The organism is Streptomyces coeruleorubidus, assembly GCF_008705135.1.
GTDB lineage: Bacteria > Actinomycetota > Actinomycetes > Streptomycetales > Streptomycetaceae > Streptomyces > Streptomyces coeruleofuscus.
On record NZ_CP023694.1, the window covers coordinates 8,026,679 to 8,053,588 of the forward strand.

23 protein-coding genes are annotated in these 26,910 nt (G+C 71.5%); 15 read left to right on the forward strand and 8 right to left on the reverse strand.

All coding sequences use genetic code 11. The features are described from left to right. The first annotated feature begins 192 nt into the window (after positions 1 to 192). From CP976_RS36890 to CP976_RS36900, 3 genes are all read left to right on the forward strand, one after another. The gene (locus CP976_RS36890; RefSeq protein ID WP_229875656.1) at positions 193 to 1,305 is read left to right on the forward strand and encodes a WD40/YVTN/BNR-like repeat-containing protein; all 1,113 of its coding nucleotides are present in this window, start codon (positions 193 to 195) and stop codon (positions 1,303 to 1,305) included. A gap of 70 nt (positions 1,306 to 1,375) precedes the next feature. Then, positions 1,376 to 1,699 (forward strand): plasmid stabilization protein, encoded by a 324-nt coding sequence (locus tag CP976_RS36895; RefSeq protein ID WP_150484222.1) that lies wholly within the window; start codon positions 1,376 to 1,378, stop codon positions 1,697 to 1,699. 123 nt (positions 1,700 to 1,822) lie between these two features. Then, positions 1,823 to 2,515, forward strand: coding sequence for an endonuclease V (locus tag CP976_RS36900; protein WP_150484223.1), 693 nt, complete (start codon positions 1,823 to 1,825; stop codon positions 2,513 to 2,515). Here CP976_RS36900 and CP976_RS36905 read toward each other — a convergent pair. Next, entirely contained in the window at positions 2,503 to 2,697 is a 195-nt protein-coding gene (locus tag CP976_RS36905; RefSeq protein ID WP_150484224.1) for a hypothetical protein, read from the reverse strand. The two genes, CP976_RS36900 and CP976_RS36905, sit on opposite strands and share 13 nt — an antisense overlap. Before the next feature lie 180 nt (positions 2,698 to 2,877). Between CP976_RS36905 and mmpA the strand changes: the two genes are divergently transcribed. Then, positions 2,878 to 3,024 (forward strand): morphogenic membrane protein MmpA, encoded by a 147-nt coding sequence (mmpA, locus tag CP976_RS43115; RefSeq protein ID WP_167537491.1) that lies wholly within the window; start codon positions 2,878 to 2,880, stop codon positions 3,022 to 3,024. A gap of 22 nt (positions 3,025 to 3,046) precedes the next feature. On the opposite strand, the gene CP976_RS36910 is transcribed toward mmpA, so the two are convergent. Continuing rightward, on the reverse strand, positions 3,047 to 4,225 hold the full coding sequence (locus CP976_RS36910) for a saccharopine dehydrogenase family protein (RefSeq protein ID WP_150484225.1): 1,179 nt from the start codon (positions 4,223 to 4,225) through the stop codon (positions 3,047 to 3,049). Between the two features lie 91 nt (positions 4,226 to 4,316). Here CP976_RS36910 and CP976_RS36915 point away from each other — a divergent pair, with 91 nt between their 5' ends. The 4 genes from CP976_RS36915 (at position 4,317) to CP976_RS36930 (ending at position 9,393) form a co-directional block, all read left to right on the forward strand. Then, a complete protein-coding gene (locus tag CP976_RS36915; protein WP_150484226.1) occupies positions 4,317 to 4,697 on the forward strand; it encodes an MmcQ/YjbR family DNA-binding protein in 381 nt (126 codons plus the stop codon). 109 nt (positions 4,698 to 4,806) lie between these two features. Then, the gene (locus tag CP976_RS36920) at positions 4,807 to 5,952 is read left to right on the forward strand and encodes a CaiB/BaiF CoA transferase family protein (protein ID WP_150484227.1); all 1,146 of its coding nucleotides are present in this window, start codon (positions 4,807 to 4,809) and stop codon (positions 5,950 to 5,952) included. Positions 5,953 to 5,963: 11 nt separating this feature from the next. After that, entirely contained in the window at positions 5,964 to 7,178 is a 1,215-nt protein-coding gene (locus CP976_RS36925) for an acetyl-CoA C-acetyltransferase (protein ID WP_150484228.1), read from the forward strand. A gap of 34 nt (positions 7,179 to 7,212) precedes the next feature. Continuing rightward, positions 7,213 to 9,393: a 3-hydroxyacyl-CoA dehydrogenase NAD-binding domain-containing protein gene (locus tag CP976_RS36930; RefSeq protein WP_150484229.1), complete on the forward strand. Its 2,181-nt coding sequence runs from the start codon at positions 7,213 to 7,215 to the stop codon at positions 9,391 to 9,393. Here the strand turns inward: CP976_RS36930 and CP976_RS36935 are convergent. After that, positions 9,385 to 10,095: a MerR family transcriptional regulator gene (locus tag CP976_RS36935; RefSeq protein ID WP_190146909.1), complete on the reverse strand. Its 711-nt coding sequence runs from the start codon at positions 10,093 to 10,095 to the stop codon at positions 9,385 to 9,387. The genes CP976_RS36930 and CP976_RS36935 overlap by 9 nt on opposite strands. Before the next feature lie 268 nt (positions 10,096 to 10,363). Here CP976_RS36935 and CP976_RS36940 point away from each other — a divergent pair, with 268 nt between their 5' ends. Together CP976_RS36940 and CP976_RS36945 are read left to right on the forward strand one after the other, a co-directional pair. After that, positions 10,364 to 11,830: an amino acid permease gene (locus CP976_RS36940; protein ID WP_150484231.1), complete on the forward strand. Its 1,467-nt coding sequence runs from the start codon at positions 10,364 to 10,366 to the stop codon at positions 11,828 to 11,830. 42 nt (positions 11,831 to 11,872) lie between these two features. Further along, positions 11,873 to 12,109 carry a macro domain-containing protein gene (locus CP976_RS36945; protein ID WP_150484232.1) on the forward strand — a complete coding sequence of 79 codons (237 nt, stop codon included), beginning with the start codon at positions 11,873 to 11,875 and terminating at the stop codon, positions 12,107 to 12,109. Between the two features lie 12 nt (positions 12,110 to 12,121). Here CP976_RS36945 and CP976_RS36950 read toward each other — a convergent pair whose 3' ends face one another. Then, a complete protein-coding gene (locus CP976_RS36950) occupies positions 12,122 to 13,015 on the reverse strand; it encodes an arginase family protein (protein WP_150484233.1) in 894 nt (297 codons plus the stop codon). Between the two features lie 98 nt (positions 13,016 to 13,113). Continuing rightward, entirely contained in the window at positions 13,114 to 14,628 is a 1,515-nt protein-coding gene (locus CP976_RS36955) for a M1 family metallopeptidase (RefSeq protein ID WP_167537492.1), read from the reverse strand. Between the two features lie 201 nt (positions 14,629 to 14,829). Between CP976_RS36955 and CP976_RS36960 the strand changes: the two genes are divergently transcribed. The 3 genes from CP976_RS36960 (at position 14,830) to CP976_RS36970 (ending at position 19,943) form a co-directional block, all read left to right on the forward strand. Beyond that, positions 14,830 to 16,785, forward strand: coding sequence for a Xaa-Pro dipeptidyl-peptidase (locus CP976_RS36960; protein ID WP_150484235.1), 1,956 nt, complete (start codon positions 14,830 to 14,832; stop codon positions 16,783 to 16,785). 50 nt (positions 16,786 to 16,835) lie between these two features. Then, complete coding sequence (locus tag CP976_RS36965) at positions 16,836 to 18,137, forward strand: M14 family metallopeptidase (RefSeq protein WP_150485665.1); 1,302 nt, start codon at positions 16,836 to 16,838, stop codon at positions 18,135 to 18,137. 81 nt (positions 18,138 to 18,218) lie between these two features. Beyond that, positions 18,219 to 19,943, forward strand: coding sequence for a BCCT family transporter (locus CP976_RS36970; protein WP_150484236.1), 1,725 nt, complete (start codon positions 18,219 to 18,221; stop codon positions 19,941 to 19,943). Between the two features lie 104 nt (positions 19,944 to 20,047). Here CP976_RS36970 and CP976_RS36975 read toward each other — a convergent pair whose 3' ends face one another. Then, positions 20,048 to 20,995, reverse strand: a complete 948-nt coding sequence (locus CP976_RS36975; protein ID WP_150484237.1) for an FAD-dependent oxidoreductase — start codon at positions 20,993 to 20,995, stop codon at positions 20,048 to 20,050. Positions 20,996 to 21,061: 66 nt separating this feature from the next. Between CP976_RS36975 and CP976_RS36980 the strand changes: the two genes are divergently transcribed. Both CP976_RS36980 and CP976_RS36985 read left to right on the forward strand, forming a co-directional pair. Then, complete coding sequence (locus CP976_RS36980) at positions 21,062 to 22,084, forward strand: oxidoreductase (RefSeq protein ID WP_150484238.1); 1,023 nt, start codon at positions 21,062 to 21,064, stop codon at positions 22,082 to 22,084. 46 nt (positions 22,085 to 22,130) lie between these two features. Continuing rightward, entirely contained in the window at positions 22,131 to 23,771 is a 1,641-nt protein-coding gene (locus CP976_RS36985) for an ABC-F family ATP-binding cassette domain-containing protein (protein ID WP_150484239.1), read from the forward strand. Here CP976_RS36985 and CP976_RS36990 read toward each other — a convergent pair. Together CP976_RS36990 and CP976_RS36995 are read right to left on the reverse strand one after the other, a co-directional pair. Next, a complete protein-coding gene (locus tag CP976_RS36990; protein WP_150484240.1) occupies positions 23,768 to 24,325 on the reverse strand; it encodes a putative glycolipid-binding domain-containing protein in 558 nt (185 codons plus the stop codon). The genes CP976_RS36985 and CP976_RS36990 overlap by 4 nt on opposite strands. A 132-nt stretch (positions 24,326 to 24,457) precedes the next feature. Further along, on the reverse strand, positions 24,458 to 26,848 hold the full coding sequence (locus CP976_RS36995; protein WP_150484241.1) for a Tex family protein: 2,391 nt from the start codon (positions 26,846 to 26,848) through the stop codon (positions 24,458 to 24,460). Between the last annotated feature and the right edge of the window lie 62 nt (positions 26,849 to 26,910).

A 26,910-nucleotide genomic window follows, 5' to 3' on the forward strand; every position in this document is an offset into this window, starting at 1 on the left:
CTGGAAGAGACGACGGAATCAGCCAATCCGTGCACACGAAGTGCGAGTGACCTCTGTCACCGCGTTCATGCACCAGAGTGATGTGGCTCTCCTCGTGTTCCTCGCAGGGCACTTGTGGCGCCCACCGGACCACCCGCGGCATGGGCGAGGCCATCTGGACGGCACCCGGGGGGTGGGCTAGCTTCGCCGGCCATGAGGCGCTTGGGGATCACGCGACGGACGGGCCGGACACGGAGCAGGGCGACCGGAGTGGCGGCGGGGACGGCGGCGTTGGTCGCGCTCGCCGCCCTGACGGCCGTACCGGCGCAGGCGCACGAACCGGAACGCCGGGTGCCGCACTGGGAGCTCAAGAACACCGGCACCCCGGAGGTACGGTTCCGCGGCCTGGCCGCCGTCAGCCGGAACACCGCCTGGCTCGCCGGGACCGGCGGCACCGTCCTGCGCACCACCGACGGCGGGGCGACCTGGCGGAACGTCTCGCCCCCGGGCGCGGCGGAGTTGCAGTTCCGGGACGTCGAGGCGTTCGACGCGCGGCGGGCCGTGGTCCTGGCCATCGGCGAGGGCGAGGCGTCCCGCGTGTACCGCACCGACGACGGCGGGGCGACGTGGACGGAGTCCTTCCGCAACACCGACCCGAAGGCCTTCTACGACTGCCTCGCCTTCTTCGACCACCGTCACGGCCTCGCGATGAGCGACCCGGTGGACGGGAAGTTCCGCATCCTGTCGACCGGCGACGGCGGCCGCACCTGGAAGGTGCTGCCGGACGAGGGCATGCCGGCGGCGCAGGACGGCGAGGCCGGATTCGCCGCGAGCGGCCAGTGTCTGGTGACCTCCGGACCGAAGGACGTCTGGCTCGCCACCGGCGGGGCCGCGCACGCGCGCGTGCTGCACTCCGCCGACCGGGGTCGGACCTGGACGGCCACCGACACGCCCGTCCCGGCGGGCGACCCGGCCCGGGGCGTCTTCGCGCTGGCCTTCCGTGACCGCACCCACGGTCTTGCCGTCGGCGGCGACTTCACCCCCGGCCGGCCCTCACCGAACGCCGCGGCGCGCACCGGCGACGGCGGCCGCACCTGGCGCCCCGCCGCCGCGCCCCCGCCCGCCTACCGCTCCGGCGTCGCCTGGCTCCCGCACAGCCGCACCGCCGCCCTCGCCGTCGGCCCCACCGGCACCGACCTCACCACGGACGGCGGCCGCACCTGGCGCACGGTCGACACCGGTTCCTACGACACCGTCGACTGCACCCCGGACCAAGGGTGCTGGGCGGCCGGCGAGAAGGGGCGGGTTGCCCGCCTGGAGCATTGAGCGCGCGCTATGCCCTGATTGTTGGCAGTGTGGGTACTCGTTCACTGAAGCTGAAAGGAAGTGAGCGGTCATGCCACGCGGTTCGAGCTCCAAGCGGGAGCGCCAGTACGAGCACATCAAGAAGAGTGCGCAGGACCGGGGCGAGAGCACCGGCCGCGCCAAGGAGATCGCCTCGCGGACGGTGAACAAGGAACGCGCCCGCTCCGGCGAGTCGAAGACGGCCAGCCGCACCTCCACCAAGGACATGTCGTCCGGCAAGCGTGGCGGTCAGCGCTCCGGCCAGGGCTCCCAGGGGCCCACTTACGACCAGCTGTACCAGGAGGCCAAGCGCCGCGGCGTCGAAGGCCGTTCCCACATGAACAAGAGCCAGCTCCAGCGCGCGCTGGGCAAGTGAGCCGCACACCCCCCGAGGCCGGCGGGACTCCCGGGTCCCGCCGGCCTCCGCGCGGCCCGCAGTCCCATCAGGCCGCAGCCCCAGCAGCCCACGGCCTCAGGAGCCCATAGGCTCGGGGGCACCATGACGACCGTACGCATCCCCGAGGACTGGCCCGCCACCGAGGAACAGGCCCGCGCAGTCCAGGACGAACTCCGCGAGCGCGTGATCCTCGACGAACCGGGGCCGCCGCCCGGGACGGGCCATGTGACAGGGGTGGACGTCGCCTACGACGACGAACGGGACGTCGTGGCGGCGGCCGCGGTCGTCCTGGACGCGTCGAGCCTCGACGTCGTCGCCGAGGCCACGGCCGTGGGCCGGGTCTCCTTCCCCTACGTGCCCGGACTGCTCGCCTTCCGCGAGGTCCCCACGGTCCTCGCCGCCCTCGACGCCCTGCCGTGCCCGCCCGGTCTGGTGGTCTGCGACGGCTACGGCCTCGCCCACCCCCGCCGCTTCGGACTCGCCAGCCACCTCGGCGTCCTCACCGGCCTGCCCACGATCGGCGTCGCCAAGAACCCCTTCACCTTCACCTACGACGACCCGGACACCCCGCGCGGCAGCACCTCCGCGCTGCTCGCCGGTCCCGAGGAGGTCGGCCGGGCCCTGCGCACGCGCGACGGCGTCAAGCCGGTCTTCGTCTCCGTCGGCCACCGCGTGTCCCTGGCGAACGCCTGCGCCCACACCCTCGCGCTGACTCCCGAGTACCGCCTCCCGGAGACCACGCGCAGGGCGGACGCGCTCTGCCGGACGGCGCTGCGGGAGACCTATTCCGCCTGACCGGCCACGCTCCAGCGGCCCACCTCGCGGTACTCCGAGTCGTAGATGACCGACCCGTCCCCGGGCCGTAGTGAGTAGTGGCGCAGGTTGCCGCCCCAGTACCTGAGGATCCGGCCCAGCTCGCCCGCCGGGTCCTTCGCCAACGCCGCGTCGTCCATGGTGACTTCCAGAAGAAACTTCATGCCTTCAATGGTTTCATTGAACTCCTTCTTGGCGCTTTTCGAGCTATCGCCAGGAGCGGAAGGCGGGAAAGTCTCAAACCAGGGGAATGGGCCTGCCCGGGCGGGGGCGGCAGATCTGAGTACCGGCTCTGAGTACCTGTACGGATGCCCGGCCCCCGCCCCCGTCGGCAGGCTGGGGCCATGACAACGCACCGCGCCCCCAAGCCTGTTGCCGGCCCGACCCAGACTGTCGAGCGGGCCGTCACCATAGGGCTGATCCTCGCCGTGCTGGCGGGGATCGGCTGGATCGCCGGGATGATCTACACCATCGTCGAGTGGCCGCTCTAGGCCAGAAGCCCTCGGGGTCCCTTCAGCGGGTCGACACGACGCGGAAGCGGATGCCCGCCGCGCGCAGCCGGCCGATCAGCGCGTCGCCCATCGCCACCGCCGTGGTGACCTGCCCCGCCGTCTTCGGAAGATCGTCGAAGGCCAGGCACAGCGCCGACTCGGCGAGCATCTTCGCCGTCTCGTCGTAGCCGGGATCGCCGCCCGAGACCTCCGTGTACACCCGCCGGCCGCCGCCCTCGCCCACGAAGCGCAGGGAGAACCAGCTCTTCGCCCGCTTCTCGGGACTCGGCCCGGCCCCGGGCCTGAGCCGGCCCGACAGCCAGCGCCGCGCCGGCGGCACCTGGGCCGCCGCGACCAGGGCGCCGACGGCCGCGACACCGCCCACCGCGACGGGCAGGTGCCGGACGGCCGCGTACTGCCGGTAGCGGAAGTCGGGGCCGTACCGGTCGAGGGCCGACGCCGAGCGCCGCACGATCTGCGGGTCGATGGTCGGCATCGGCAGCGCCCACGCGCCCACTTCCTTGGCGAACCGCGGTGCACCCGCCGGCGCCGACGCCCGCCGGCCCACCAGCCGCGGCTCGTGCCGCCGCCGGTCCCGCGCGGCCGCCGCCATCTCCCGCTGCCGCGCGAACTGGTTGAGAGCGGAGGCGAAGGTCCCGCCCGAGAACGCCGCGTCCGCGGTGACGAAGCCCTCCACGGTCAGGGGCACGTCCTCCGGCAGCTGCTGCACGGTGAAATACACGCCCAGGTCGTGCGGGATCGAGTCGAACCCGGCGGCGTGCACCAGCCGTGCCCCGGTCTCACGCGCGCGTGCGTCGTGCCGCACGTACATCAGGTCCACGAACTCGGGCTCGCCGCAGAGGTCGAGGTAGTCGGTCCCGGTGTCCGCGCAGGCGGCCACGAGTTCCTCGCCGTACGTGATGTAGGGGCCGACCGTCGTGGCCACCACGCGCGCGTGCTCGGTGAGGGCGCGCACCGAGGCCGGGTCGGAGACGTCCGCCCGCAGCACCCCGACCTCCTCGCCGCCGGGCAGCCGCTCCCGCAGCCGCTCCAGCTTCTCCGCGCTGCGGCCCGCGATCGCCCACCGCAGCCCCTCGGGCGCGTGGGCCGCTAGGTACTCCGCGGTGAGCGCTCCGGCGAAACTCGTGGCTCCGAAGAGCACGATGTCGTACGGACGGTCCGTCCTGTTCAGCCTGCTCATGACACCCCTCGGTCGTGCAGCCCGTGCCGCTGTCGGTGGCCGAGGCTAGCGTGAGGAGTGCGGAGCCCGACGACGAGCCCGGAGGACGACGATGGCCGTGCCCAGGAATGCCCTGAAGAAGTGGGAGAAAGTGCGCGCGTTCGCACTGGGACTGCCGGGCGCCGTCGAGGAGTTCCCCTGGGGCGAGTCCGTCGCGAAGGTCAACAAGAAGGTGTTCGTCTTCCTCGGTGTCGAGGACGGCAGTTACCCCCTGGGTGTGACCGTGAAGCTCAAGGACGAGACGGCGCACGCGCACGCGCTGGCGAGTCCCGGAGCCGAGCCCGCCGGCTACGGCCTGGGCAAGGCGGGCTGGGTGAGCATCCCCCTGGAGCAGCAGGACGCCCCGGCCGCGGAGGTGCTCTGCGACTGGGTGGAGGAGAGCTACCGGGTGATCGCACCCAAGCGGCTGATAGCGGAGCTGGACGGAAGCTGACGCGTCGGGCAGATTGCTAAGCGCTTGCTCGTTCGGCTCTTGTGCCGAGTGGAACGTGTTCTTAGCATCACTGGTGTTACATCACTTGTGTCACAGCACTGGGGGCTGGATGACCACGGCAACGACGCCCGGACACGGCCCGCTCACCGGCGTGCGCGTCGTCGAGCTGGCCGGCATCGGGCCCGGTCCGTTCGCCGCCATGCTCCTGGCCGACCTCGGCGCCGACGTCGTGCGCGTGGACCGCCCGGGCGGCCCCGGCCTCGCGATCGACCCGGCGTACGACGTCACCAACCGCAACAAGCGCTCGGTGGTCGTCGACCTGAAGGCACCGGACGGCCCGGACCGGGTGCTCGGCCTCGCCGCCCGCGCCGACGTCCTGGTGGAGGGCTACCGCCCCGGTGTCGCCGAGCGCCTCGGCGTCGGCCCCGAGCCCTGCCACGCCCGCAACCCGTCCCTCGTCTACGGCCGGATGACCGGCTGGGGCCAGGACGGCCCGCTCGCCGACCGCGCAGGGCACGACATCGCGTACATCGCCCCCACCGGCACCCTCGGCATGATCGGCCGCCCCGACGAGCCGCCGGCGGTCCCGGCCAACCTCCTCGGCGACTACGCGGGCGGCTCCCTCTACCTCGTCGTCGGCGTCCTCGCCGCCCTGCACCACGCGCGCGCCACCGGCACAGGCCAGGTCGTCGACGCCGCCATCGTCGACGGCGTCTCCCACCTCGCCACGATGATCCACGGCATGCTCGCCGCCGGCGGCTGGCAGGACCGCCGCGGCGCCAACCTCCTGGACGGCGGCTGCCCCTACTACGGGACGTACGAGACGGCCGACGGCCGGTACATGGCCGTCGGCGCACTGGAGCCGCAGTTCTACGAGGAGTTCCTCACCCTCCTCGGCATCGAGGACCAGGCCGCGGCCCGCAAGGACGTCACCCGCTGGGGTGAACTGCGCGAACAGGTCGCCGCCCGCTTCAAGACCCGTACCAGGGACGAGTGGACGGCCGTCTTCGACGGCACCGACGCGTGCGTGGCGCCCGTGCTGTCGCTGCGCGAGGCCCCGCACCACCCGCACCTGGCCGCCCGCGGCACCTTCACCGACCACGGCGGCATCACCCAGCCCGCCCCGGCCCCGCGCTTCTCCACGACCCCGACCTCCGTCCGCACCGGCCCGGCCCGGCCGGGCGCCGACACGGCGGACGTCGCCCGGGACTGGGACGTCCCCGGGCTTCTGCCGTCGTCCCGCAACCCTCAGTGAAAGGCCTCCTCGTGAGCACCGAAGCGTATGTGTACGACGCGATCCGCACCCCGCGCGGGCGCGGCAAGGCAGGCGGCGCCCTGCACGGCACCAAGCCCATCGACCTGGTCGTCGGACTCATCCACGAGATCCGCGCCCGCTTCCCGGACCTGGACCCGGCCGCCGTCGACGACATCGTGCTCGGCGTCGTCGGCCCGGTCGGCGACCAGGGCTCCGACATCGCCCGGATCGCCGCCATCGCCGCAGGGCTGCCCGACACGGTGGCCGGTGTGCAGGAGAACCGCTTCTGCGCCTCGGGCCTGGAGGCCGTCAACCTGGCCGCCGCCAAGGTCCGTTCGGGCTGGGAGGACCTCGTCCTCGCGGGCGGTGTCGAGTCGATGTCCCGGGTGCCGATGGCCTCCGACGGCGGTGCCTGGTTCAACGACCCGATGACCAACCTCCAGGTCAACTTCGTGCCGCAGGGCATCGGCGCCGACCTCATCGCCACCATCGAGGGCTTCTCCCGGCGCGACGTCGACGAGTACGCGGCCCTCTCCCAGGAGCGCGCGGCCACCGCCTGGAAGGAGGGTCGCTTCGACAAGTCCGTCGTCCCGGTCAAGGACCGCAGCGGCCTCGTCGTCCTCGACCACGACGAGCACATGCGCCCCGGCACCACCGCAGACTCCCTCGCCAAGCTGAAGCCGTCCTTCGCGGACATCGGCGAACTCGGCGGCTTCGACGCGGTCGCGCTCCAGCAGTACCACTGGGTGGAGAAGATCGACCACGTCCACCACGCGGGCAACTCCTCCGGCATCGTCGACGGCGCCTCGCTCGTCGCGATCGGCTCCAAGGAGGTCGGCGAGCGCTACGGGCTCACGCCCCGCGCGCGGATCGTCTCCGCCGCCGTGTCCGGCTCCGAGCCGACCATCATGCTGGCCGGCCCCGCCCCCGCCACCCGCAAGGCCCTCGCCAAGGCCGGACTCACCATCGACGACATCGACCTCGTCGAGATCAACGAGGCGTTCGCGGCGGTCGTGCTGCGCTTCGTGAAGGACATGGGCCTGTCCCTGGACAAGGTCAACGTCAACGGCGGCGCCATCGCGCTCGGCCACCCCCTCGGCGCGACCGGCGCGATGATCCTCGGCACCCTCGTCGACGAACTCGAGCGCCAGGACAAGCGCTACGGCCTCGCCACGCTGTGCGTCGGCGGCGGCATGGGCGTCGCCACGATCGTCGAGCGCATCTGACCCCCTCCCGACGGATCACACGGAGCACCTCCACATGAGCACTGAATCCACCACCATCCGCTGGGAACAGGACCGCACCGGCCTCGTCACCCTGGTCATCGACGACCCGAACCAGTCGGCGAACACCATGAACCAGGCGTTCCGCGACTCGCTCGCCGCCGTCACCGACCGCCTGGAGGCCGAGAAGGACACCATCCGGGGCGTCATCATCACCTCCGCGAAGAAGACGTTCTTCGCCGGCGGCGACCTGCGCGACCTGATCCGGGTCACGCCCGAGACGGCCCAGGAGCTGTTCGACGGCGGCATGGCGATCAAGCGGAACCTGCGCCGCATCGAGACCCTCGGCAAGCCGGTCGTCGCCGCGCTCAACGGCGCCGCCCTGGGCGGCGGTTACGAGATCGCCCTGGCCTGCCACCACCGCGTCGCCCTCGACGCGCCCGGCTCCAAGATCGGCTGCCCCGAGGTCACCCTCGGCCTGCTGCCCGGAGGCGGCGGCGTCGTCCGCACCGTCCGCCTGCTCGGTATCGCCGACGCCCTGCTGAAGGTCCTCCTCCAGGGCACCCAGTACAACCCGCGCCGCGCCCTGGAGAACGGCCTCGTCGACGAGGTGGCCGACACCCAGGAGGACATGCTGGCCAAGGCCCGCGCCTTCATCGACGCCAACCCCGAGTCGCAGCAGCCCTGGGACAAGCCGGGGTACAAGATCCCCGGCGGCACCCCGGCCCACCCCAAGTTCGCGGCCAACCTGCCCGCCTTCCCGGCCACGCTGCGCAAGCAGACGAACGGCGCCCCCTACCCGGCCCCGCGCAACATCCTCGCCGCGGCCGTCGAGGGCTCCCAGGTCGACTTCGAGACCGCCCAGGTCATCGAGGCCCGCTACTTCGTGGAACTCGCGGCCGGGCAGACGTCGAAGAACATGATCCAGGCCTTCTTCTTCGACCTCCAGGCGGTCAACTCCGGCGCCAACCGCCCCCAGGGCATCGAGCCCCGCCAGGTCCGCAAGGCCGCCGTCCTCGGCGCCGGGATGATGGGCGCGGGTATCGCCTACTCCTGTGCCCGCGCCGGCATCGACGTCGTGCTGAAGGACGTCTCCCTGGAGGCGGCCGTCAAGGGCAAGGGCTACTCCGAGAAGCTCTGCGCCAAGGCCGTCGCCAAGGGCCGTACGACGCAGGAGAAGGCAGACGCGCTGCTCGCCCGCATCACTCCCACCGCCGAGGTGCAGGACCTGGCGGGCTGCGACGCCGTCATCGAGGCCGTCTTCGAGGACACGTCCCTCAAGCACAAGGTGTTCCAGGAGATCCAGCATGTCGTCGCGCCCGACGCGCTGCTGTGCTCCAACACCTCCACGCTGCCCATCACCGCGCTCGCCGAAGGCGTCGAGCGCCAGGCCGACTTCATCGGACTGCACTTCTTCTCGCCGGTCGACAAGATGCCGCTCGTCGAGATCATCAAGGGCGAGCGCACGGGGCAGGAGGCCCTGGCACGCGCCTTCGACCTGGTCCGGCAGATCAACAAGACACCGATCGTCGTCAACGACTCGCGGGGCTTCTTCACCTCCCGCGTCATCGGGCACTTCATCAACGAGGGCGTCGCCATGGTCGGCGAGGGCGTGGAGCCCGCCTCGGTCGAACAGGCCGCCGCCCAGGCCGGCTACCCGGCCAAGGTGCTGTCCCTGATGGACGAGCTGACGCTGACCCTGCCCCGCAAGATCCGCGCCGAGACGAAGCGGGCGGTCGAGGAGGCGGGCGGCACGTGGACGCCCCATCCCGCCGAGGCCGTCATCGACCGCATGGTCGACGAGTTCGGCCGCACGGGCCGCAGCGGCGGCGCCGGCTTCTACGACTACGGGGAGGACGGCAAGCGCACCGGACTCTGGCCGGGCCTGCGCGAGCACTTCACCGAGCCGGGGTATCGGATCCCGTTCGAGGATATGCGGGAGCGCATGCTCTTCTCCGAGGCGCTGGACACCGTCCGGCTGCTGGAGGAAGGCGTGCTGACCTCCGTCGCCGACGCCAACATCGGCTCCATCCTCGGCATCGGCTTCCCGGGCTGGACGGGTGGCGTGCTCCAGTACATCAACGGCTACGAGGGCGGTCTGCCCGGGTTCGTGGCACGCGCGCGTGAACTCGCCGAGCGCTACGGCGACCGGTTCACGCCGCCCGCGCTGCTGGTGGAGAAGGCGGAGAAGGGGGAGCGGTTCAGCGACTCAGCGTGACTCTTCCGAGGGCTCGGTGAGCCACTCGCCCAGCTCTTCCTTCAGCGACCGCTGGAAAGCGGTGAGGAGCGCCTGCACCACCAAAGGCTGCATGTGCGCCGACAGGGACCGCACGTCCCGCGCGTCACGCTCCGCCACCTCGCCGCGGAAGAGCTGGGAGAGTTCACGGGCCGCGGCGCGCGAGTGTTCGATGAGAACCTTGCGCGCCGCGAAGATCGCCTCCTGGGAGAGCGGCACGTCCAGCAGCCCGACGCCCAGCCGGAGCAGGCCGAGATCGGCCTCGTAGTCGCCGTCCGCCGCCCGCAGCACGCCCATCGCGACCAGCCGCTCGACGTCCTCGTCGCCGAGCGGCCGCCCGGCCCGGCGCTCCAGCTCCTCCCGCGTGACCGTTTCGACGGTGTCCGGCGCCCAGGAGGCCACCACCGCCCGGTGAACGGCGAGGTCGCGCGCGCTGAGGTCGGGCGGCAACCGGTGCAGATAGCGCTCGATGCCCGCCAGCGTCATGCCCTGGTGCTGCAACTCCTCGATCAGCGCCAGCCGGGCCAGGTGCTCCCGCCCGTAGTGCCCCACGCGCCGGGGACCGAGCACCGGCGGCGGCAGCAGCCCCTTCGTGCCGTAGAAGCGGACCGTGCGCACCGTGACACCGGCCCGGGCGGCCAGTTCGTCGATCGTGAGGGTCGGTTCCTCGGTGTCGGTCGTCATGTGCAGCAGTATCGCTGTCTCACCAGTGCTGTGAAACCTCCTCCGCATTCCCTCGTGACCCTGAAGTGAACGTCGGGTGGCGGCTGTGCCGCTCCCTGATGGATCTTGTGAGGAGTCACGCTCTGTGACGCCGGTCACCGTATGCGAGCGGATCGGTGTGGGAAGGTGCTGGCTTGGTCTGTGCCGCGTCACAAGGGTGGTACGGGCCACTGCACTGTACGGACCCCGGGCCCACGACGTCCGGGCGCACCAGAGAGTGGAACCACCCGTGAGCAAGGACGCCGTGAACACGGCTGCGGCCACGCCGCGTACCGATGCGGCCCAGGTGCCCGCGGACGCGGGCGACGCCGGCTACAGCAAGGACCTCAAGGCCCGCCACGTCAACATGATCGCCATCGGCGGGGCCATCGGCACCGGCCTCTTCCTCGGCGCCGGCGGTCGCCTCCACAACGCGGGCCCGGCCCTGGCGATCGCCTACCTGGTCTGCGGCATCTTCGCCTTCTTCGTGGTCAGGGCCCTCGGCGAGCTCGTGCTCTACCGCCCCTCCTCGGGCTCCTTCGTGTCGTACGCGCGCGAGTTCCTCGGTGAGAAGGGCGCCTACGTCGCCGGCTGGATGTACTTCCTGAACTGGTCGACCACCGGCATCGCCGACATCACCGCGATCGCGCTCTACACGCACTACTGGAGCATGTTCACCGACATCCCGCAGTGGGTGCTCGCGCTGATCGCCCTCGCGGTGGTGCTGGCCGTGAACCTGATCTCGGTGAAGATCTTCGGCGAGATGGAGTTCTGGTTCGCGATCATCAAGGTCGCAACCCTCGTCGGCTTCATGTTCATCGGCATCTTCCTGCTCGCCACCCAGCACGAGGTGGGCGGCCAGACGCCCGGCCTGAGCGTCATCACCGACAACGGCGGCGTCTTCCCGCACGGCATGATGCCCGTCGTCCTCGTCATGCAGGGCGTGATCTTCGCGTACGCCGCGCTGGAGCTGGTCGGTGTCGCCGCGGGTGAGACCGCCGAGCCGGAGAAGGTCGTCCCGCGCGCGGTGAACTCGATCATGTGGCGGGTCGGTCTCTTCTACGTCGGCTCGGTCGTCCTGCTGGCCCTGCTGCTGCCCGGCTCGGTCTACTCGGCCGGCCAGAGCCCCTTCGTCACGGTGCTGTCGAAGATCGGCGTCCCGGCGGCGGGCGACGTGATGAACCTGGTGGTCCTCACGGCCGCGATGTCCTCGCTGAACTCGGGCCTGTACTCGACGGGCCGCATCCTGCGCTCCATGGCGATGGCCGGCTCGGCGCCGAAGTTCACCGCCCGCATGAACCGCAGCCAGGTCCCCTACGGTGGCATCCTGCTGACCTGCGCGGTGTGCGTGCTCGGCGTCGGCCTGAACTTCCTCGTGCCGGCCCAGGCCTTCGAGATCGTGCTGAACGTCGCCTCGCTCGGCATCATCAGCACCTGGGTGATCATCATGATCTGCCACCTGGTCTTCGTCCGCCGCGCCAAGGAGGGCCTGGTCACCCGCCCCTCCTTCCGTCTCCCCGGCAGCCCGGTCACGGAGATCACCACGATCGCCTTCCTGCTGGCCTGCCTCGGCATGATGTGGAACGACCCCGAGGTCGGCCGCAAGACGCTGCTGCTCGTCCCGCTGATCGCGGCCGCGCTGGTCGCGGGCTGGTTCGGCATCCGCCGCCGGGTGTCGCAGACGGCCGACCAGGAGCTGTCGCAGTTCACGAAGTAGCAGGCCCAAGCCACTGTCGGTGGCAGGGCCTACGGTGGCGTCATGTCGGGGATCAGGTATGTCCGGGGTGACGCCACCGTTCCGTCGGTGAAGGGCGCCAAGGTCATCGCCCATGTCTGCAACGACCTCGGGGGCTGGGGTGAACTGGGCGCGACCGTCCACATGCCCCGCATCGGCTGCGGTCTCGCCGGCGGCAAGTGGTCCCGGGTCGAGCCGCTGATCGAGGAGCGGCTGATACGGCGGGGGATACAGGCGACGGTGCACGACCACGGGGACTGACCGGCGCCGCGCTCAGCCCTGGCCGTCCCTGTCGAACGCCCGCACCAGACAGTCGCTGAGGCGCTGCGCGATCGCCCCGTCGGGATCCAGACAGGGGTTGAATATCGCCACGTCGAGGCCGACGGCACCGCCGCCGGACAGTGCCCCGCGCAGGACGGTCTCCAGCTCCTGCCAGGTCAGCCCGTCCGGGAGCCGGTAGTCGACGGCGGGCATCACGGCATCGTCCAGCACGTCGACGTCGAGGTGGATCCAGTACCCGGCGCCCGCGCCGTCGCCGGTCAGCAGCCCGACCGCGCGCCGGGCCGCCTCGCCCGCCCCCAGGGCGCGCACGATGTCCAGCTCCAGCGCGTGCAGCGCGGACGGCAGCGGCTGCATTCCGTACGCCGCGGACTCCTCCGCGTCCCGGAACCCCAGCGCGACGACGTCCTCGTCCCGTACCAGCGGGCCCCGGCCCTCCAGGTCGGCCAGCAGGCGCGGGCCGCGCCCGGTGGCCAGGGCGAGTTCCATGGAGGCCACCTCGCCGGCCGGTTCCGCCGACGGCTGGTAGAAGTCGGTGTGCCCGTCGAGGAACAGCAGCCCGTTCCGGCCGCGGCGGCGCAGCGCGAGCAGGTTGCCGAGCAGCACGCTGCAATCGCCGCCCAGCACGACGGGGAAGCGGCCGTCGTCGAGGACAGCGCCGACGGTGTCGGCGAGCGCGGTGGAGTACGCGGCGATGCCGCCGGGGTTCAGGACGCCGGTGTCCGGGTCGCGCTGCGGGTTGTACGGGGGCGGCTCGACGCGGCCGGCGCGCACCGCGCCCAGCCCTTCGGCGAGCCCGGTGCCGAGGAGTGCGTCCGGCAGCTGCTCGACGCCGGTCGGGCGCAGCCCCAGTACGGACGGTGCCTCGACGATCGCCACGTTCCGCACGTCCGGCTCCTTCGTCAGCCCCTCCACCGTAGACCGAGGGACGGCGTTCAGCAGGCCGGGCGCGTGCGCGACTGGGCGCAGCGGGGCGGGAAGCCGCCTCAGTGCACGTGTTCCGCACCCGCGTGCTCGTGCACCCCGTTCGTCGCCGCGATCTTCTTCCACGACCTCGGCTGCGGCACAGCCCCCACCCCCTTCGCGACCGCCGCGGCCCGAGCCGCCGGTGCCCCCGGCTTCGACGGCTGGAACAGCCACGTGTCGAACAGCGCCGCCAGGGGCTTGCCGGACACATCCTCGGCGTACCGCCGGAAGTCGGCGACCGACGCGTTGCCGTGGGCGTACTTCTGCGGCCAGCCCTTGAGGATCGCGAAGAACGACTCGTCGCCGATTTCGTTGCGCAGCGCCTGGACGGCCAGCGCGCCCCGGTCGTACACCGCGATGTCGAACTGGTTCTCGGGACCCGGGTCCCCGGGTTTCACCGTCCAGAACGGGTCGTCGGCGGGATGCGAGGCGTACACGTAGTCGGCGAGTTCCTGTGCCGTGCCCTCGCCCTCGTGCTCGGACCACAGCCACTGCGCGTAGCGCGCGAAGCCCTCGTTGATCCAGATGTCCTTCCAGCGCTTGAGCGACACGTCGTCGCCGTACCACTGGTGCGCCAGCTCGTGGACGACGAGGGAGACGTTCGACCCGTTGGCGAACTGCCGCGGGCTGTAGTACGGCCGGGTCTGGGTCTCCAGCGCGTACCCGGTGGTGGTGTTCGGCACGTATCCGCCGAGCGCGTTGTAGGGGTACGGCCCGAAATAGCCCGTCAGCCAGTCGGCGATCTCCCCGGTCCGCTCGAGGCTCGCCCGCGCCGCGCCGGCGTGGCCGCCCAGGTCCTTGCTGTAGGCGTTGAGGACCGGGATGCCGCTCTCGGTCGTGCCGGTCGTGATGTCGAACTTCCCGACCGCGAGCGTGGCGAGGTACGTGGCCTGCGGCTTGTCGGAGCGCCAGTTCCAGCGAGTCCAGCCGAGACGCGAACTCGTCGACTGGAGCGTGCCGTTGGAGATGGCCTGCGTGCCGTCCGGGACCAGTACGGACACGTCGTAGGTGGCCTTGTCGAGCGGGTGGTCGTTGCTCGGGAACCACCATGCCGCCGCCTCGGGCTCGTTCGCCGCGACGCCCCCGTCCGGGGTGCGGTGCCAGCTCGTGAAGCCGTAGGCCTTCTTCGACGACGGCACGCCGCGGTAGCGCACGACGACCGTGACGGGCGTGCCCTTGGCCAGCGGGGTCTTCGGCGTGATCTCCAGCTCGTGCTCGCCGGACGTCCGGAACGACGCCTTCGCGCCGTTGACGCGCACCTCGCCGACGTCCAGCAGGAAGTCCAGGTTGAAGCTGGACAGGTCCTGCGTGGTGCGGGCCACGAGGGTCGCCGTGCCCTCGAGCTCGTCCGTGGCCGGCTGGTACTTCAGCCTCAGGTCGTAGTGGGAGACGTCGTATCCGCCGTTGCCGTAGGCCGGGTAGTAGGGGTCACCGATACCCGGCGCGCCGGGGGAGCGGGGCGCGGCCGATGCCGGGATCGCCAGCAGGAGAACGGCCGCGGCCAGGGCTCCCGGCGCGATGATGCTGCGGTGCACGCAAAACTCCAAGTCGTAGGGTCCCGAGGGCTGTCCGGAGCCTATTGACTCCCTGTCTCTCTGATCATGTCCATGGCCCCTGCTGTCACACGATCGCCATTCGGCCGACATGAGACACCGGACCCAGGGGGCCGTTCCGGACACGCCGGTCCGTCAGCTGCCCTCTTCTGAACGGGAGTTCACCGATGTAGCGTCCGCCGCATGCCGAAACGCACGCGCTTCACGACCTGGAGACCGATCGCGACGGCGGCCACGGCCGCCCTGGTGGCCACGCTGCTCACCCCGGCAGCGGCGGACGCCGCCCCGCGCGAGAGCCGACCCGTCCACTCGTACGACAACGCCATCCGCGAGGCCGTCTGGGTGGACACCGGACTCGACGGGGACCGCGACGGCAAGGCCGACCGGGTCGCCGTGGACATCGTCCGCCCCCGCGAACCCGCCCGGCAGGGCCGCAAGGTCCCCGTCATCATGGACGCCAGCCCGTACTACTCCTGCTGCGGGCGCGGCAACGAGAGCCAGAAGAAGACGTACGACGCGAACGGCGACGTCAACCAGATGCCGCTGTACTACGACAACTACTTCGTGCCCCGCGGCTACGCCTTCGTCGGCGTCGACCTGGCCGGAACCAATCGCTCCGACGGTTGCGTCGACGTCGGCGGCCGCTCCGACATCCAGTCCGCGAAGGCCGTCGTCGACTGGCTCAACGGCCGTGCCAAGGCCTACACGACCCGCACCGGCACCACCCGCGCCAAAGCGGCCTGGACCAACGGCAAGACCGGCATGATCGGCAAGAGCTGGGACGGCACCATCGCCAACGGCGTCGCCGCGACCGGCGTCGAGGGCCTGAAGACCATCGTCCCGATCAGCGCCATCTCCTCCTGGTACGACTACTACTTCCAGCAGGGCGCCCCGCTCTACGACTCCGGCCCCGAATGGCTGTCCGACTACGTCAACAGCCCCGACGCCCGCGCCAAGTGCGCCGCCGTGCAGCGCAAGCTCGTCGACGGGGCCCCGCGCACCGGCGACTGGACCCCGCTGTGGACCGAGCGCGACTACGTCAGGGCCGCGCGGAAGGTCAAGGCCAGTGTCTTCCTCGTGCACGGCATGCAGGACCTCAACGTGCGGATGAAGCACGTCGGCCAGTGGTGGGACGCCCTCGCGAAGAACGGCGTCGAGCGCAAGATCTGGCTCTCCCAGACGGGCCACGTCGACCCCTTCGACTTCCGCCGCGCCACCTGGGTCGAGACGCTCCACCGCTGGTTCGACCACGAACTCAAGGGCTACGACAACGGCATCGACCGCGAGCCCATGGCCGACATCGAACGCGCGCCCGATCGATGGACCACCTCGCAGACCTGGCCGCCGAACGGCACCCGTGCCGCCACCCTGCGCCCCGACCGAGGCGCCCAGGCAGGCGTGGGCACCCTCGGCCTGCACCGCGGCCACGGCACCGCGACCTTCACCGACGACCCGAAGCTGAGCGAGACCGACTGGGCCGCGCAGATCGACAAGCCGACACCGGAGAAGGCCGGGTTCGTCACCAGGCCGCTCACCCGCGACCTGCGTCTGTCCGGCTCCTCCGAGGTCACCGTCACCGCGACGCCCTCCACCCCGACGGCCCACCTCTCCGCCGTCCTCGTGGACATCGGCCCCGCCACCATCCGCGACTACGCCGACGCGGGCGAGGGCATCACCACGCTCACCGACCGCACCTGCTGGGGCGCGAGCACCGCGGGCGACAGCTCCTGCTTCAAGGAGACGAAGGCGAAGACCGCCGACGTCGACTACACGATCGTCAGCCGCGGCTGGGCCGACCTCGGCAACCACGCCTCCGACCTGACGGGCGCCCCGCTCACTCCGGGCAAGCGGTACACGATCACCCTCGACCTGGCGGCGACCGACCATGTCGTCCCCAAGGGCCACCGCCTGGCGCTGATCGTCGCGGGCACCGACAAGGGCCTCATCGACCCTCCCGCGGACAAGCCCAAGCTGACCGTCGACCTGTCCCGCACCTCGGCCCGCGTGCCGTTCGTCGGCGGAGCCGCCGCCTTCGCCCGCGCCACCACGGGCGCAGCGGCCGCCACGCCCGACGCCACCCCGCTGGACGGCGTACGGGATCCGCGCACCGCTCACCGCGTCCCGGAGGGAAGCCAGTGATCCGCGACACCGCAGCCAGGAGCGCGCCCCGCGACACCGTGGCCGGGCGCGTGGCCCGCAAGGCGGCAGGCAGGGGCGCGACGCGCGTCCGCGCCCTGGCCCTGACCGCCGCGGCCGTCGCCGCGTCCCTGGTCGCCGTCCCGGCCCAGGCCGCCACCGACTCCCCGCCCCGCACCGGCTTCGAGCAGACGAACGGCGCCCGCTGGACCACCCAGCCCGAGGAACAGGACTTCCTCAACGCCGTCGATCGGTCGAGCAGCCGCGTCTCCATGACCCGCTTCGGTACGACGAAGCAGGGCCGCCCGCTTCAGCTGGTCCGCATCGGCACCCACCCGACGCCCAACAAGGTGCTGCTCGTGTGCAGCCAGCACGGCGACGAGCCCTCCGGCCGCGAGGCCTGTCTGACCACCATCCGCGACCTCGCGTACGCCCGTGACAGCCGCACCCGGCGCTTCCTGGACCGCACCACGGTCCTCGTCGTGCCCACCGCCAACCCCGACGGCCGGGCCGCCGACACCCGGGGCAACAGCGACGGCGTGGACATCAACCGCGACCACCTGGCGCTCCGGACCGCCGAAGGCCGTGCGCTGGCGAAGCTCCTCCGCGACCAGCGTCCCGACCTCGTCTACGACCTGCACGAGTACGGCGCCACACCCCCGTACTACGACAAGGACCTCTTCGACCTGTGGCCGCGCAACCTCAACACCCATGAGGCGGTCCACGACGAGGCGAAGACCCTCTCCGAGAAGTACGTCCGCCCCGCGGCGCAGCGGGCCGGCCACTCGACCGGCACCTACGGCATCTGGACCGACCCCGAGACCGGCGAGCCGGTCAAACAGGTCGCCGGAGACGGCCAGGAGCGCATTTTGCGCAATATGTCCGGCACCAAGCATGGCATCGGGCTGCTCATCGAGAGCCGCGTGGACCCGCTCACCGAGGCCGAGAAGGCGGACGAGGCGCTGAACAACCGCCGCCGTGTCACCTCCCAACTGGACGCACTGGGAGGCCTGTTCGGATACGTCGACCAGCGCCGCGGCGCGGTCGAGGCGGCGACGGGCAGGGCCCGGCTCGCGGGCTACGTCACCACCGGCCCCGTGTACGTCGGAGGCGCCGACAACGACTCGCCCGAACCGGCCGAGGTGATCCAGAACCCGCCCTGCGGTTACCGGCTCACGGCCGCGCAGTACGCCGAGGTGGGAGACGAACTCGCGCTGCACGGTGTGCGCGTACGCCGGGACGCGGAGGGCGTGCTCGTACCCCTGCGCCAGTCCCTGCGGGCGCTCGTGCCGCTGCTGCTCGACGAGCGCGGAACGTACCACCTGACGGCAGGGAATCCGGAAACGCAATGTTGAGGGGGGTGAAATTGCGCCACACGTGGTAGGGGCGTACGGAGGACTTACGTTCCTCCTACGTCCCGATGAAAGGTGCCGCCTGTGACGCACGACCGACCAAGTGAGAGCGATCACCAAGAGGGGCCCGCGCTTCCGGGTTCGGAAGCGGGCCTCCCCGGTCAGGAACGCCCTAAAACCGACCGTATTGTCTTCGGGGTCACGGCCGTGCTCACCCTCGCCTTCGTGGTCTGGGGAGCCGCGGCTACCGACTCGCTCGAAGACGTCTCCACCAGCATGCTCGGCGGGCTGATGCACAACGGCGGCTGGGCGTTCATGCTCGCGGCCTCCGGCTTCGTCGTGTTCGCCCTGTGGCTCGCGATCAGCCGCTACGGCCGTATCCATCTCGGTGCGGAGGGCGAAGAACCCGAGTTCCGCACGGTGTCCTGGGTCGCGATGATGTTCAGCGCGGGCATGGGCATCGGCCTGATGTTCTACGGCGTGAGCGAGCCGCTGTCGCACTACGGCACGCCCCCGCCGGGCACGAACCCGGCCGACTCGGGTGACCGCATGGAGACGGCCATGGCCACCACCCTGTTCCACTGGACGCTCCACCCATGGGCGATCTACGCGGTGGTCGGCCTCGCCATCGCCTACAGCACCTTCCGCCGGCGGCGCCGCCAGACCATCAGCGCCGTCTTCACCCCGCTCATCGGCACGAAGAACGCCAACGGCGGCATCGGCCGGGCCATCGACATCCTCGCGATCATCGCGACCGTCTTCGGCTCCGCCGCCTCGCTGGGTCTCGGCGCGCTCCAGATCGGCTCCGGTGTGCAGGAGCTGAAGTGGATGGACAAGGTGAGCACCGGGCTGCTCGTCACGATCATCGCGGTGTTGACCCTGGCCTTCGTCGCGTCCGCGATCTCGGGTGTGGAGAAGGGCATCCAGTGGCTGTCCAACACCAACATGGTGCTGGCGCTCGTGCTCGCCCTGTTCGTGTTCGTGGCCGGCCCGACCATCATCGTCCTCGACCTGCTGCCCACCTCCGTCTTCGCCTACCTCGGCGACCTGCCCCAGCTGGCCGGCCGGACCGAGGCGAGCGGTGGCGAGGGTGTCGCCGACTGGCTGAGCAGCTGGACGGTCTTCTACTGGGCGTGGTGGATCTCCTGGACGCCCTTCGTCGGCATGTTCATCGCCCGCATCAGCCGGGGCCGCACGATCCGCCAGTTCGTCGGCGGTGTCATCCTCGTGCCCAGCACCGTCAGCCTGATCTGGTTCGCGATCTTCGGAGGCTCGGCGATGAAGATGCAGGAGCAGGGGCAGCTCGGCAAGGAGGCCACCCCGGAGGGGCAGCTCTTCGGTGTGCTCCAGCAGTTCCCCGTCGCGACCGCCACGAGCCTGCTCGTGATGGTCCTCGTCGGCATCTTCTTCGTCTCGGGCGCCGACGCGGCCTCGATCGTCATGGGCACCCTGTCGCAGAAGGGCGCGCTCGAACCGGGCCGGTTCGTGGTGGTGTTCTGGGGCGTGGTCACCGGTGCGGTGGCCGCGATCATGCTCCTGGTCGGCAGTGGCCAGGGCGACGCGCTGACCGGTCTGCAGAACCTCACGATCCTCGCGGCGGCGCCGTTCGTCATCGTGATGATCTTCATGTGTATCGCCCTGATGCGCGACCTTCGCCGCGACCCGGTGATCGTGCGTGAGCAGATGGGGTCCGAGGCCGTCGAAATGGCCGTCATGGAAGGCCACAAGAAGTACGACGGCGAGTTCGAGTTCCGCGTCGGCCCGGGCCGCGGCCCGGACGTGGAGGGAGACCCGATCGGCAAGCACTGACCCGACCGCCCCAGCCGCTTGACCTCGACGCCCTCGGCCGGGGGCGTCGAGGTCAAGCAGGCCACGTCAAGCAGCCCAGTCCCGGCAGCTCACGGCAGGCGGTCCTAGCCGACCAGCCGGGCCGCCTCCTCCGCGCACCCCCAGGCCACCGTCACACCCGCACCACCATGGCCGTAGTTGTGGATCAACAGGCGGCCGTCCGGCAGGGTGTCGCGCTCCAGGCGGACGGCCGGGCGGGTGGGGCGCAGTCCCACCCGGTGTTCCAGTACGCGCGCCCCGGCGATCTCCGGCCGCAGGGCCGCGCAGCGGCGGATGATCGCCTCGGCCGCCGCCGGGTCGGGTTCCAGCGACCACGCGTCCTCCTCCGCCGTACCGCCGAGGACGAGCCCGCCCGGCTGCGGAAACATGTACGCGTGCTCCCCGGCCGCGTCGGTGGAGACCAGCCAGGTGTCGATCCCGGGGTTCTCCACGACGACCAGCTGCCCGCGCACGGGCCGCACGGACGGATCCGGCACGAGCTCCCGCGCGGCGAGCCCCGTGCAGTTGATCACGACCGGCGCGTCGGCCTCGGCCAGCCCGGACACCGTACGAGCCTCGACCACACCGCCAGCCGCCGCCAACCTTTCCCGCAGCCACGGCAGATGGGCCGGCATGTCGATGAGCGGCAACCGGGCCCGGATCCCCGACCCCGCGTACTCCCCGGCCGTGGCCGCCCGCAGCTCCGGCATCCGTTCCGCCAGCGACGCGTCGACCTCGTCGAGACGCGTCTCGCCCAGCACCCCTTCGACCAGGCGTACGCCGCTCGCCCCGGACCGCGCGGCCAGCTCCTCGTACACCTCGAGCGACCGCAGCGCCCACACCCGCGCCAGCGCGATCGGCTCGATCCGGTACGGCCACCACAGCGCACCCGCGACCGCTGACGTGGTCGCCTCGACGGGGTCCCGCGTCCACAGCCGTACCCGCCGCCCCCGCTCGGCGAGAACCACCGCGGTCGTCAGCCCGACCACGCCGCCACCGACCACCACGATCTCGCCACCGCGCTCACCCGTCATGCCCGGACCGTAGCGGAATGTGTCATGCCGTGCTCACATCACGCGCAGTATGGGAATACTCACAGCATGTGTGCCGAGTACACGACCTTCGGCCTGGCACCCGCGATGCGGGCCGGCGGCGTCCTCACAGACGGTGGTTACCAGGTCCACCGGGACTTCGTGGACTTCATCGTCGACGGACGCCCGCTGCTGTTCCGGCTCTCCGACCTCGACGCGGTCTCCCCGCTCGCCTCCGACGTACCACCCTCGATCTTCACCGCGCAGGTCCGCAGCCTGCTCCTGGAGAGCCCCGCACCGCTGCCCGGCGGCCGCTACGTCGTCTACGGCTGCCCCGAGTGCGAGGACCTGGCCTGCGGCGCCGTCACCGCGGTCATCCGCCGGGACGGCGAGGACTTCATCTGGCGGGACTTCGCCTGGCAGACCGACGAACACGCCGATCTGGAGCTCAACGGCTACCACGGCATCGGCCCGTTCCGCTTCCGCGGCGCCGAGTACCGCGCGGCGCTGAGCGCCCTGCTGAACGGCTCCGCCCCCGACACCCGCCGCCGCGTCCTGCTGATCGGCGCCCGCGTCGCCGTCCCGGCCAAGCTCGCCGCGGCCCTGCGCACCATCGGCGTCGGCGCCGACATCGCCCACGACGCCGACCACGTGCCCGCCGACGAACTGCGCGGCTACGGCGCGGTCGCCTTCGGCCGCGGGACCGACGAGCGGGAACGTGCCGCCGTCCGCCGCGCCTTCGAACGTGCCGAGGTCCCCGTCGCCTACGTCGACGGCCTCGCCCCGATCGTCCCCCTCCTCGTCGCCCAGATCGAACACGCCCTGGACCGCAGCCCACTGGAGCTGCGCCGCCTCACCGGCCTGACCGCCACCGACGGCGAGGCCGACGTCGAGGTCACCTCCGCCTGCCGGGTCACCCTCACCGCGTACCGCCTCGACCGGCTCTCCCGCACCCACACCCACGAGATCTTCGACGGCGTCCTGGAACCGGGCCGCCACCGCATCGCCCTCGACACCAAGGCGGTGAAGGGGCGGTCCTTCCTGGTGGCGCGCACCGCCACCAGCGTGCTGGTGACAGCCGTGACCTCCTGAAACCCAGCCGCGGACCGCCCGGGACGGCCGTTAGGATCGCGGTCTGATGACTGCCACCCTCGTCGCCAAGAACCTCGCCGCCGGCCACGGCGACCGCTCCCTGTTCACCGGACTCGACCTCGTCGTCGCGCCCGGCGACGTGATCGGCCTGGTCGGAGCCAACGGCGCCGGCAAGTCCACCCTGCTCAGGATGCTCGCCGGACTCACCGCCCCCGAGCAGGGCGAGCTGCGCCTGTCCCCGCCGACCGCCACCGTCGGCCATCTGCCGCAGGAGCCGGACCGCCGCCCCGGCGAGACCGTACGGGCGTTCCTGGCCCGTCGCACCGGCGTCGCCGAGGCCCAGCGCACCATGGACGAGGCGACCCAGGCCCTGGTCGACGGGGCGCCCGGCGCCGACGACGCCTACGCCACGAGCCTGGAGCGCTGGCTCGGACTCGGCGGCGCCGACCTCGACGAACGTGCCGAGGAGGTCGCCGACTCGCTGGGCCTCGCGGTCGATCTGGACCAGTTGATGACGTCGTTGTCCGGCGGCCAGGCCGCCCGGGCCGGCCTCGCCTCCCTGCTCCTGTCCCGCTACGACGTCTTCCTCCTGGACGAGCCCACCAACGACCTCGACCTCGACGGGCTGGAGCGCCTCGAACGCTTCGTGAGCGGCCTGCGCGCCGGGACGGTGGTCGTCAGCCACGACCGCGAGTTCCTCACCCGCACCGTCACCAAGGTCCTCGAACTCGACCTCGCCCAGCGGCGGATCAACCTCTACGGCGGTGGCTACGAGGCCTACCTGGAGGAGCGGGAGGTCGCCCGCAGGCACGCCCGCGACGAGTTCGAGGAGTACGCCGACAAGAAGTCGGCCCTCCAGGACCGCGCGCAGATGCAGCGCTCCTGGATGGACAAGGGCGTGAAGAACGCGCGCCGCAAGGCGGGCAACGACAACGACAAGATCGGCCGCAAGTTCCGCAGCGAGGCCAGCGAGAAACAGGCCGCCAAGGCCCGGCAGACCCAGCGCATGATCGAGCGGCTGGACGTCGTCGAGGAGCCCCGCAAGGAGTGGGAGCTGCGCATGGAGATCGCGTCGGCCCCGCGCTCGGGCGCCGTCGTCGCGACCCTGCGGGACGCCGAGGTGCGTCGCGGCGGCTTCGTGCTCGGCCCGGTGTCCCTCCAGATCGACTGGGCGGACCGGGTGGCGGTGACGGGCGCGAACGGCGCCGGCAAGTCCACCCTGCTCGCCGCCCTGCTCGGCCGTGTCCCGCTCGACGCCGGGCACGCGGCGCTCGGCTCGGGCGTCCTGCTCGGCGAGGTCGACCAGGCCCGCAAGCTATTCCACGGCCAGGAGCCCCTGATGGACGCCTTCCGCGCGGCCGTCCCGGACACCGAACCGGCCGAGGTCCGCACCCTCCTGGCCAAGTTCGGCCTCAAGGCGGACCACGTCCTGCGCCCCGCGGCGACCCTCTCCCCGGGCGAGCGCACCAGAGCCGCCCTGGCACTGCTCCAGGGCCGGGGCGTCAACCTCCTGGTCCTCGACGAGCCGACCAACCACCTCGACCTGCCCGCCATCGAGCAGTTGGAGTCGGCCCTCGACGCCTACGAGGGCACCCTCCTGCTGGTCACCCACGACCGCCGCATGCTCGACGCCGTACACGTCACGCGCCGCCTCGAGGTGGCGGCCGGCAAGGTGACCGAGCGCTAACGAACCGTCAGGCGGGTGGCCAGCGAGGGGTACTCCACGACGTACCCCTCCTCGTCCATCTCCAGGTCGCTGCGGAAGTCACCGGAGGCATACCGGACCCGCCCCGGGGCGAGGTGGGTGTAGGTCTGCCGGGACGGCCGCACCGCCAGGTCCGGAACGGACACCCAGGCCATCAGGAACTCCAGCTCGCCCGGCCCCCGATGGAGGCCGTGCCGGAGCACCGGCATGGTGTTGGTGAGCGGACACAGCCCGAGATCGCAGTCGAGGGCGCCGTCGACGGCGGGGAGGGGGTGGCCGTTCGCGGTCCACCCGCCCCCGCCGTCGTGCCGCAGGTCGAGGACGTGGTCTTGCGCCTCTGTCTCCACCGTGACGCTCAGTCGCCGGGTCACGAACCCTTCAGCGGTTTCGAGTTCGTAGGAGACCCAGTACGGCTGGGGGACGGTCCCGACGGCCCGCCCACGCGCCCGCATCACTCCGTCCCCGAGCTCGACCCAAGCGGTCTCGACCCCCCGGCTTGCGGAAACGTCCCAGGTGATGACACGCGAAGCAGACATACCGGCCACTCTAGATCGTGAAGGGCGCGAAGCGCCTCTTCACCAGGGGCGCGGGGCTGCGTTCGATATGCGGCTACCGCCGCCTGGGCGCGACCAGCCACAACGGACCCGCAGCTCCCCACAGCCGAACGGTCAACGCTTGCCGTTCTTGGGGTCGACCAGGCCCGCGCGGCGCAACGCGTCGGCCATCGCGCCGTTGGCAGGCGGAGGCGCCTGACGCGAACCGCCACCGCCGCCACCACCACGGCCGCCTCCACGACCACCCTGCCGCTGCTGCGGCGGACGCCCGCCCCGCTGCCTGCGCTCGCCGGTGCCGTCCTGCCCCTGCGGGGCCGCCTCGTCGTCCAGGCGCAGGGTCAGCGAGATCCGCTTGCGCGGGATGTCGACGTCGAGGACCTTCACCTTGACGATGTCCCCGGGCTTCACCACGTCCCGCGGGTCCTTGACGAACGTCTTCGACATCGCGGAGACGTGCACCAGACCGTCCTGGTGGACACCGACGTCCACGAACGCGCCGAACGCGGCGACGTTCGTCACGACACCTTCCAGGACCATCCCGGCCGACAGGTCGGAGATCTTCTCCACGCCTTCCTTGAAGGCGGCCGTCTTGAAGGCCGGGCGCGGGTCGCGGCCGGGCTTCTCCAGCTCCTTGAGGATGTCGGTGACCGTCGGCAGACCGAACGTCTCGTCCACGAAGTCCTGCGGCTTCAGCGAGCGCAGCACCCCGGTGTTGCCGATGAGACCCGCGACCTCCTGCCCGGCGGTCTTCACCATGCGCCGGACGACCGGGTACGCCTCCGGGTGCACGCTGGAGGCGTCCAGCGGGTCGTCACCGCCGCGGATCCGCAGGAAGCCCGCGCACTGCTCGTACGCCTTCGGGCCCAGCCGCGTCACCTTCTTCAGCTCACCACGGGACTTGAACGGGCCGTTGGCGTCCCGGTGCGCCACGATGTTCTCGGCGAGCCCGGAGGTGATGCCGGAGACCCGGGCGAGCAGGGGGGCCGACGCCGTGTTGACGTCCACGCCCACGCCGTTCACACAGTCCTCCACCACCGCGTCCAGCGAACGCGACAGCTTCACCTCGGACAGGTCGTGCTGGTACTGGCCGACACCGATCGACTTCGGGTCGATCTTCACCAGCTCGGCCAGCGGGTCCTGGAGCCGCCGGGCGATCGACACGGCGCCGCGCAGCGACACGTCCATGTCGGGCAGCTCCTGCGAGGCGAAGGCGGACGCCGAGTACACGGACGCGCCGGCCTCGGACACCATCACCTTCGTGAGGTTCAGCTCCGGGTGCTTGGCGATCAGTTCCCCGGCGAGCTTGTCGGTCTCGCGGGACGCCGTGCCGTTGCCGATGGCGATCAGCTCGACCGCGTGCTCCTTCGCCAGCCGGGCCAGCTTGGCGATGGCCTCGTCCCACCGGTTGGCCGGGACGTGGGGGTGGATGACGTCCGTGGCGACGACCTTGCCGGTCGCGTCGACGACGGCGACCTTCACGCCCGTACGGAAACCGGGGTCGAGGCCGAGCGTCGCGCGCGTGCCCGCCGGGGCGGCGAGTAGCAGGTCGCGCAGGTTGGCCGCGAAGACCCGCACCGCCTCGTCCTCGGCGGCCGTGCGCAGCCGCAGCCGCAGATCGATGCCGAGGTGGACGAGGATGCGGGTGCGCCAGGCCCAACGCACCGTGTCCAGCAGCCACTTGTCGCCGGGGCGGCCCCGGTCGGCGATCCCGAACCGGTGCGCGACCATCCCCTCGTACGACGACGGGCCGTCCGTCGGCTCCTCGGGCTCCAGGACGAGGTCGAGGACCTCCTCCTTCTCGCCGCGCAGCATCGCCAGGATGCGGTGCGAGGGCAGCTCGGTGAACGGCTCCGCGAAGTCGAAGTAGTCGGCGAACTTCGCGCCCGCCTCCTCCTTGCCCTCCCGCACCTTGGCGGCCAGCCGTCCGCGCACCCACATGCGCTCGCGCACCTCGCCGATCAGGTCGGCGTCCTCCGAGAACCGCTCGGTGAGGATCGCCCGGGCGCCGTCGAGGGCCGCCTGCGGATCGGCAACGCCCTTGTCGGCGTCGACGAACGCGGCGGCCGCGGCGAGGGGCTCGACGGACGGATCACCGAGCAGCCCCTCCGCCAGCGGCTCGAGACCGGCCTCACGCGCGATCTGCGCCTTGGTGCGCCGCTTGGGCTTGTACGGGAGGTAGATGTCCTCCAGGCGCGCCTTGGTCTCCGCGCCCCGGATCCGCGCCTGAAGTTCCTCGGTGAGCTTGCCCTGCTCGCGCACCGAGTCCAGGATCGCCGCCCGCCGCTCCTCCAGCTCCCGCAGATAGCGCAGCCGCTCCTCGATCGTGCGCAGCTGCGCATCGTCGAGCATCTCGGTCGCTTCCTTGCGGTAGCGGGCGATGAAGGGCACCGTAGAACCGCCGTCCAGCAGTTCCACGGCAGCCCTGACCTGCCGCTCCCGTACGCCGAGCTCCTCGGCGATCCTGCCTTCGATGGACCCTACTTCGAGGGACCCGGGTGTCGTCACGATCCCGTACCGCCTATCCACTGAGGTTGCGCGGCAATTGTGGCAGGTGACACCGACACTCG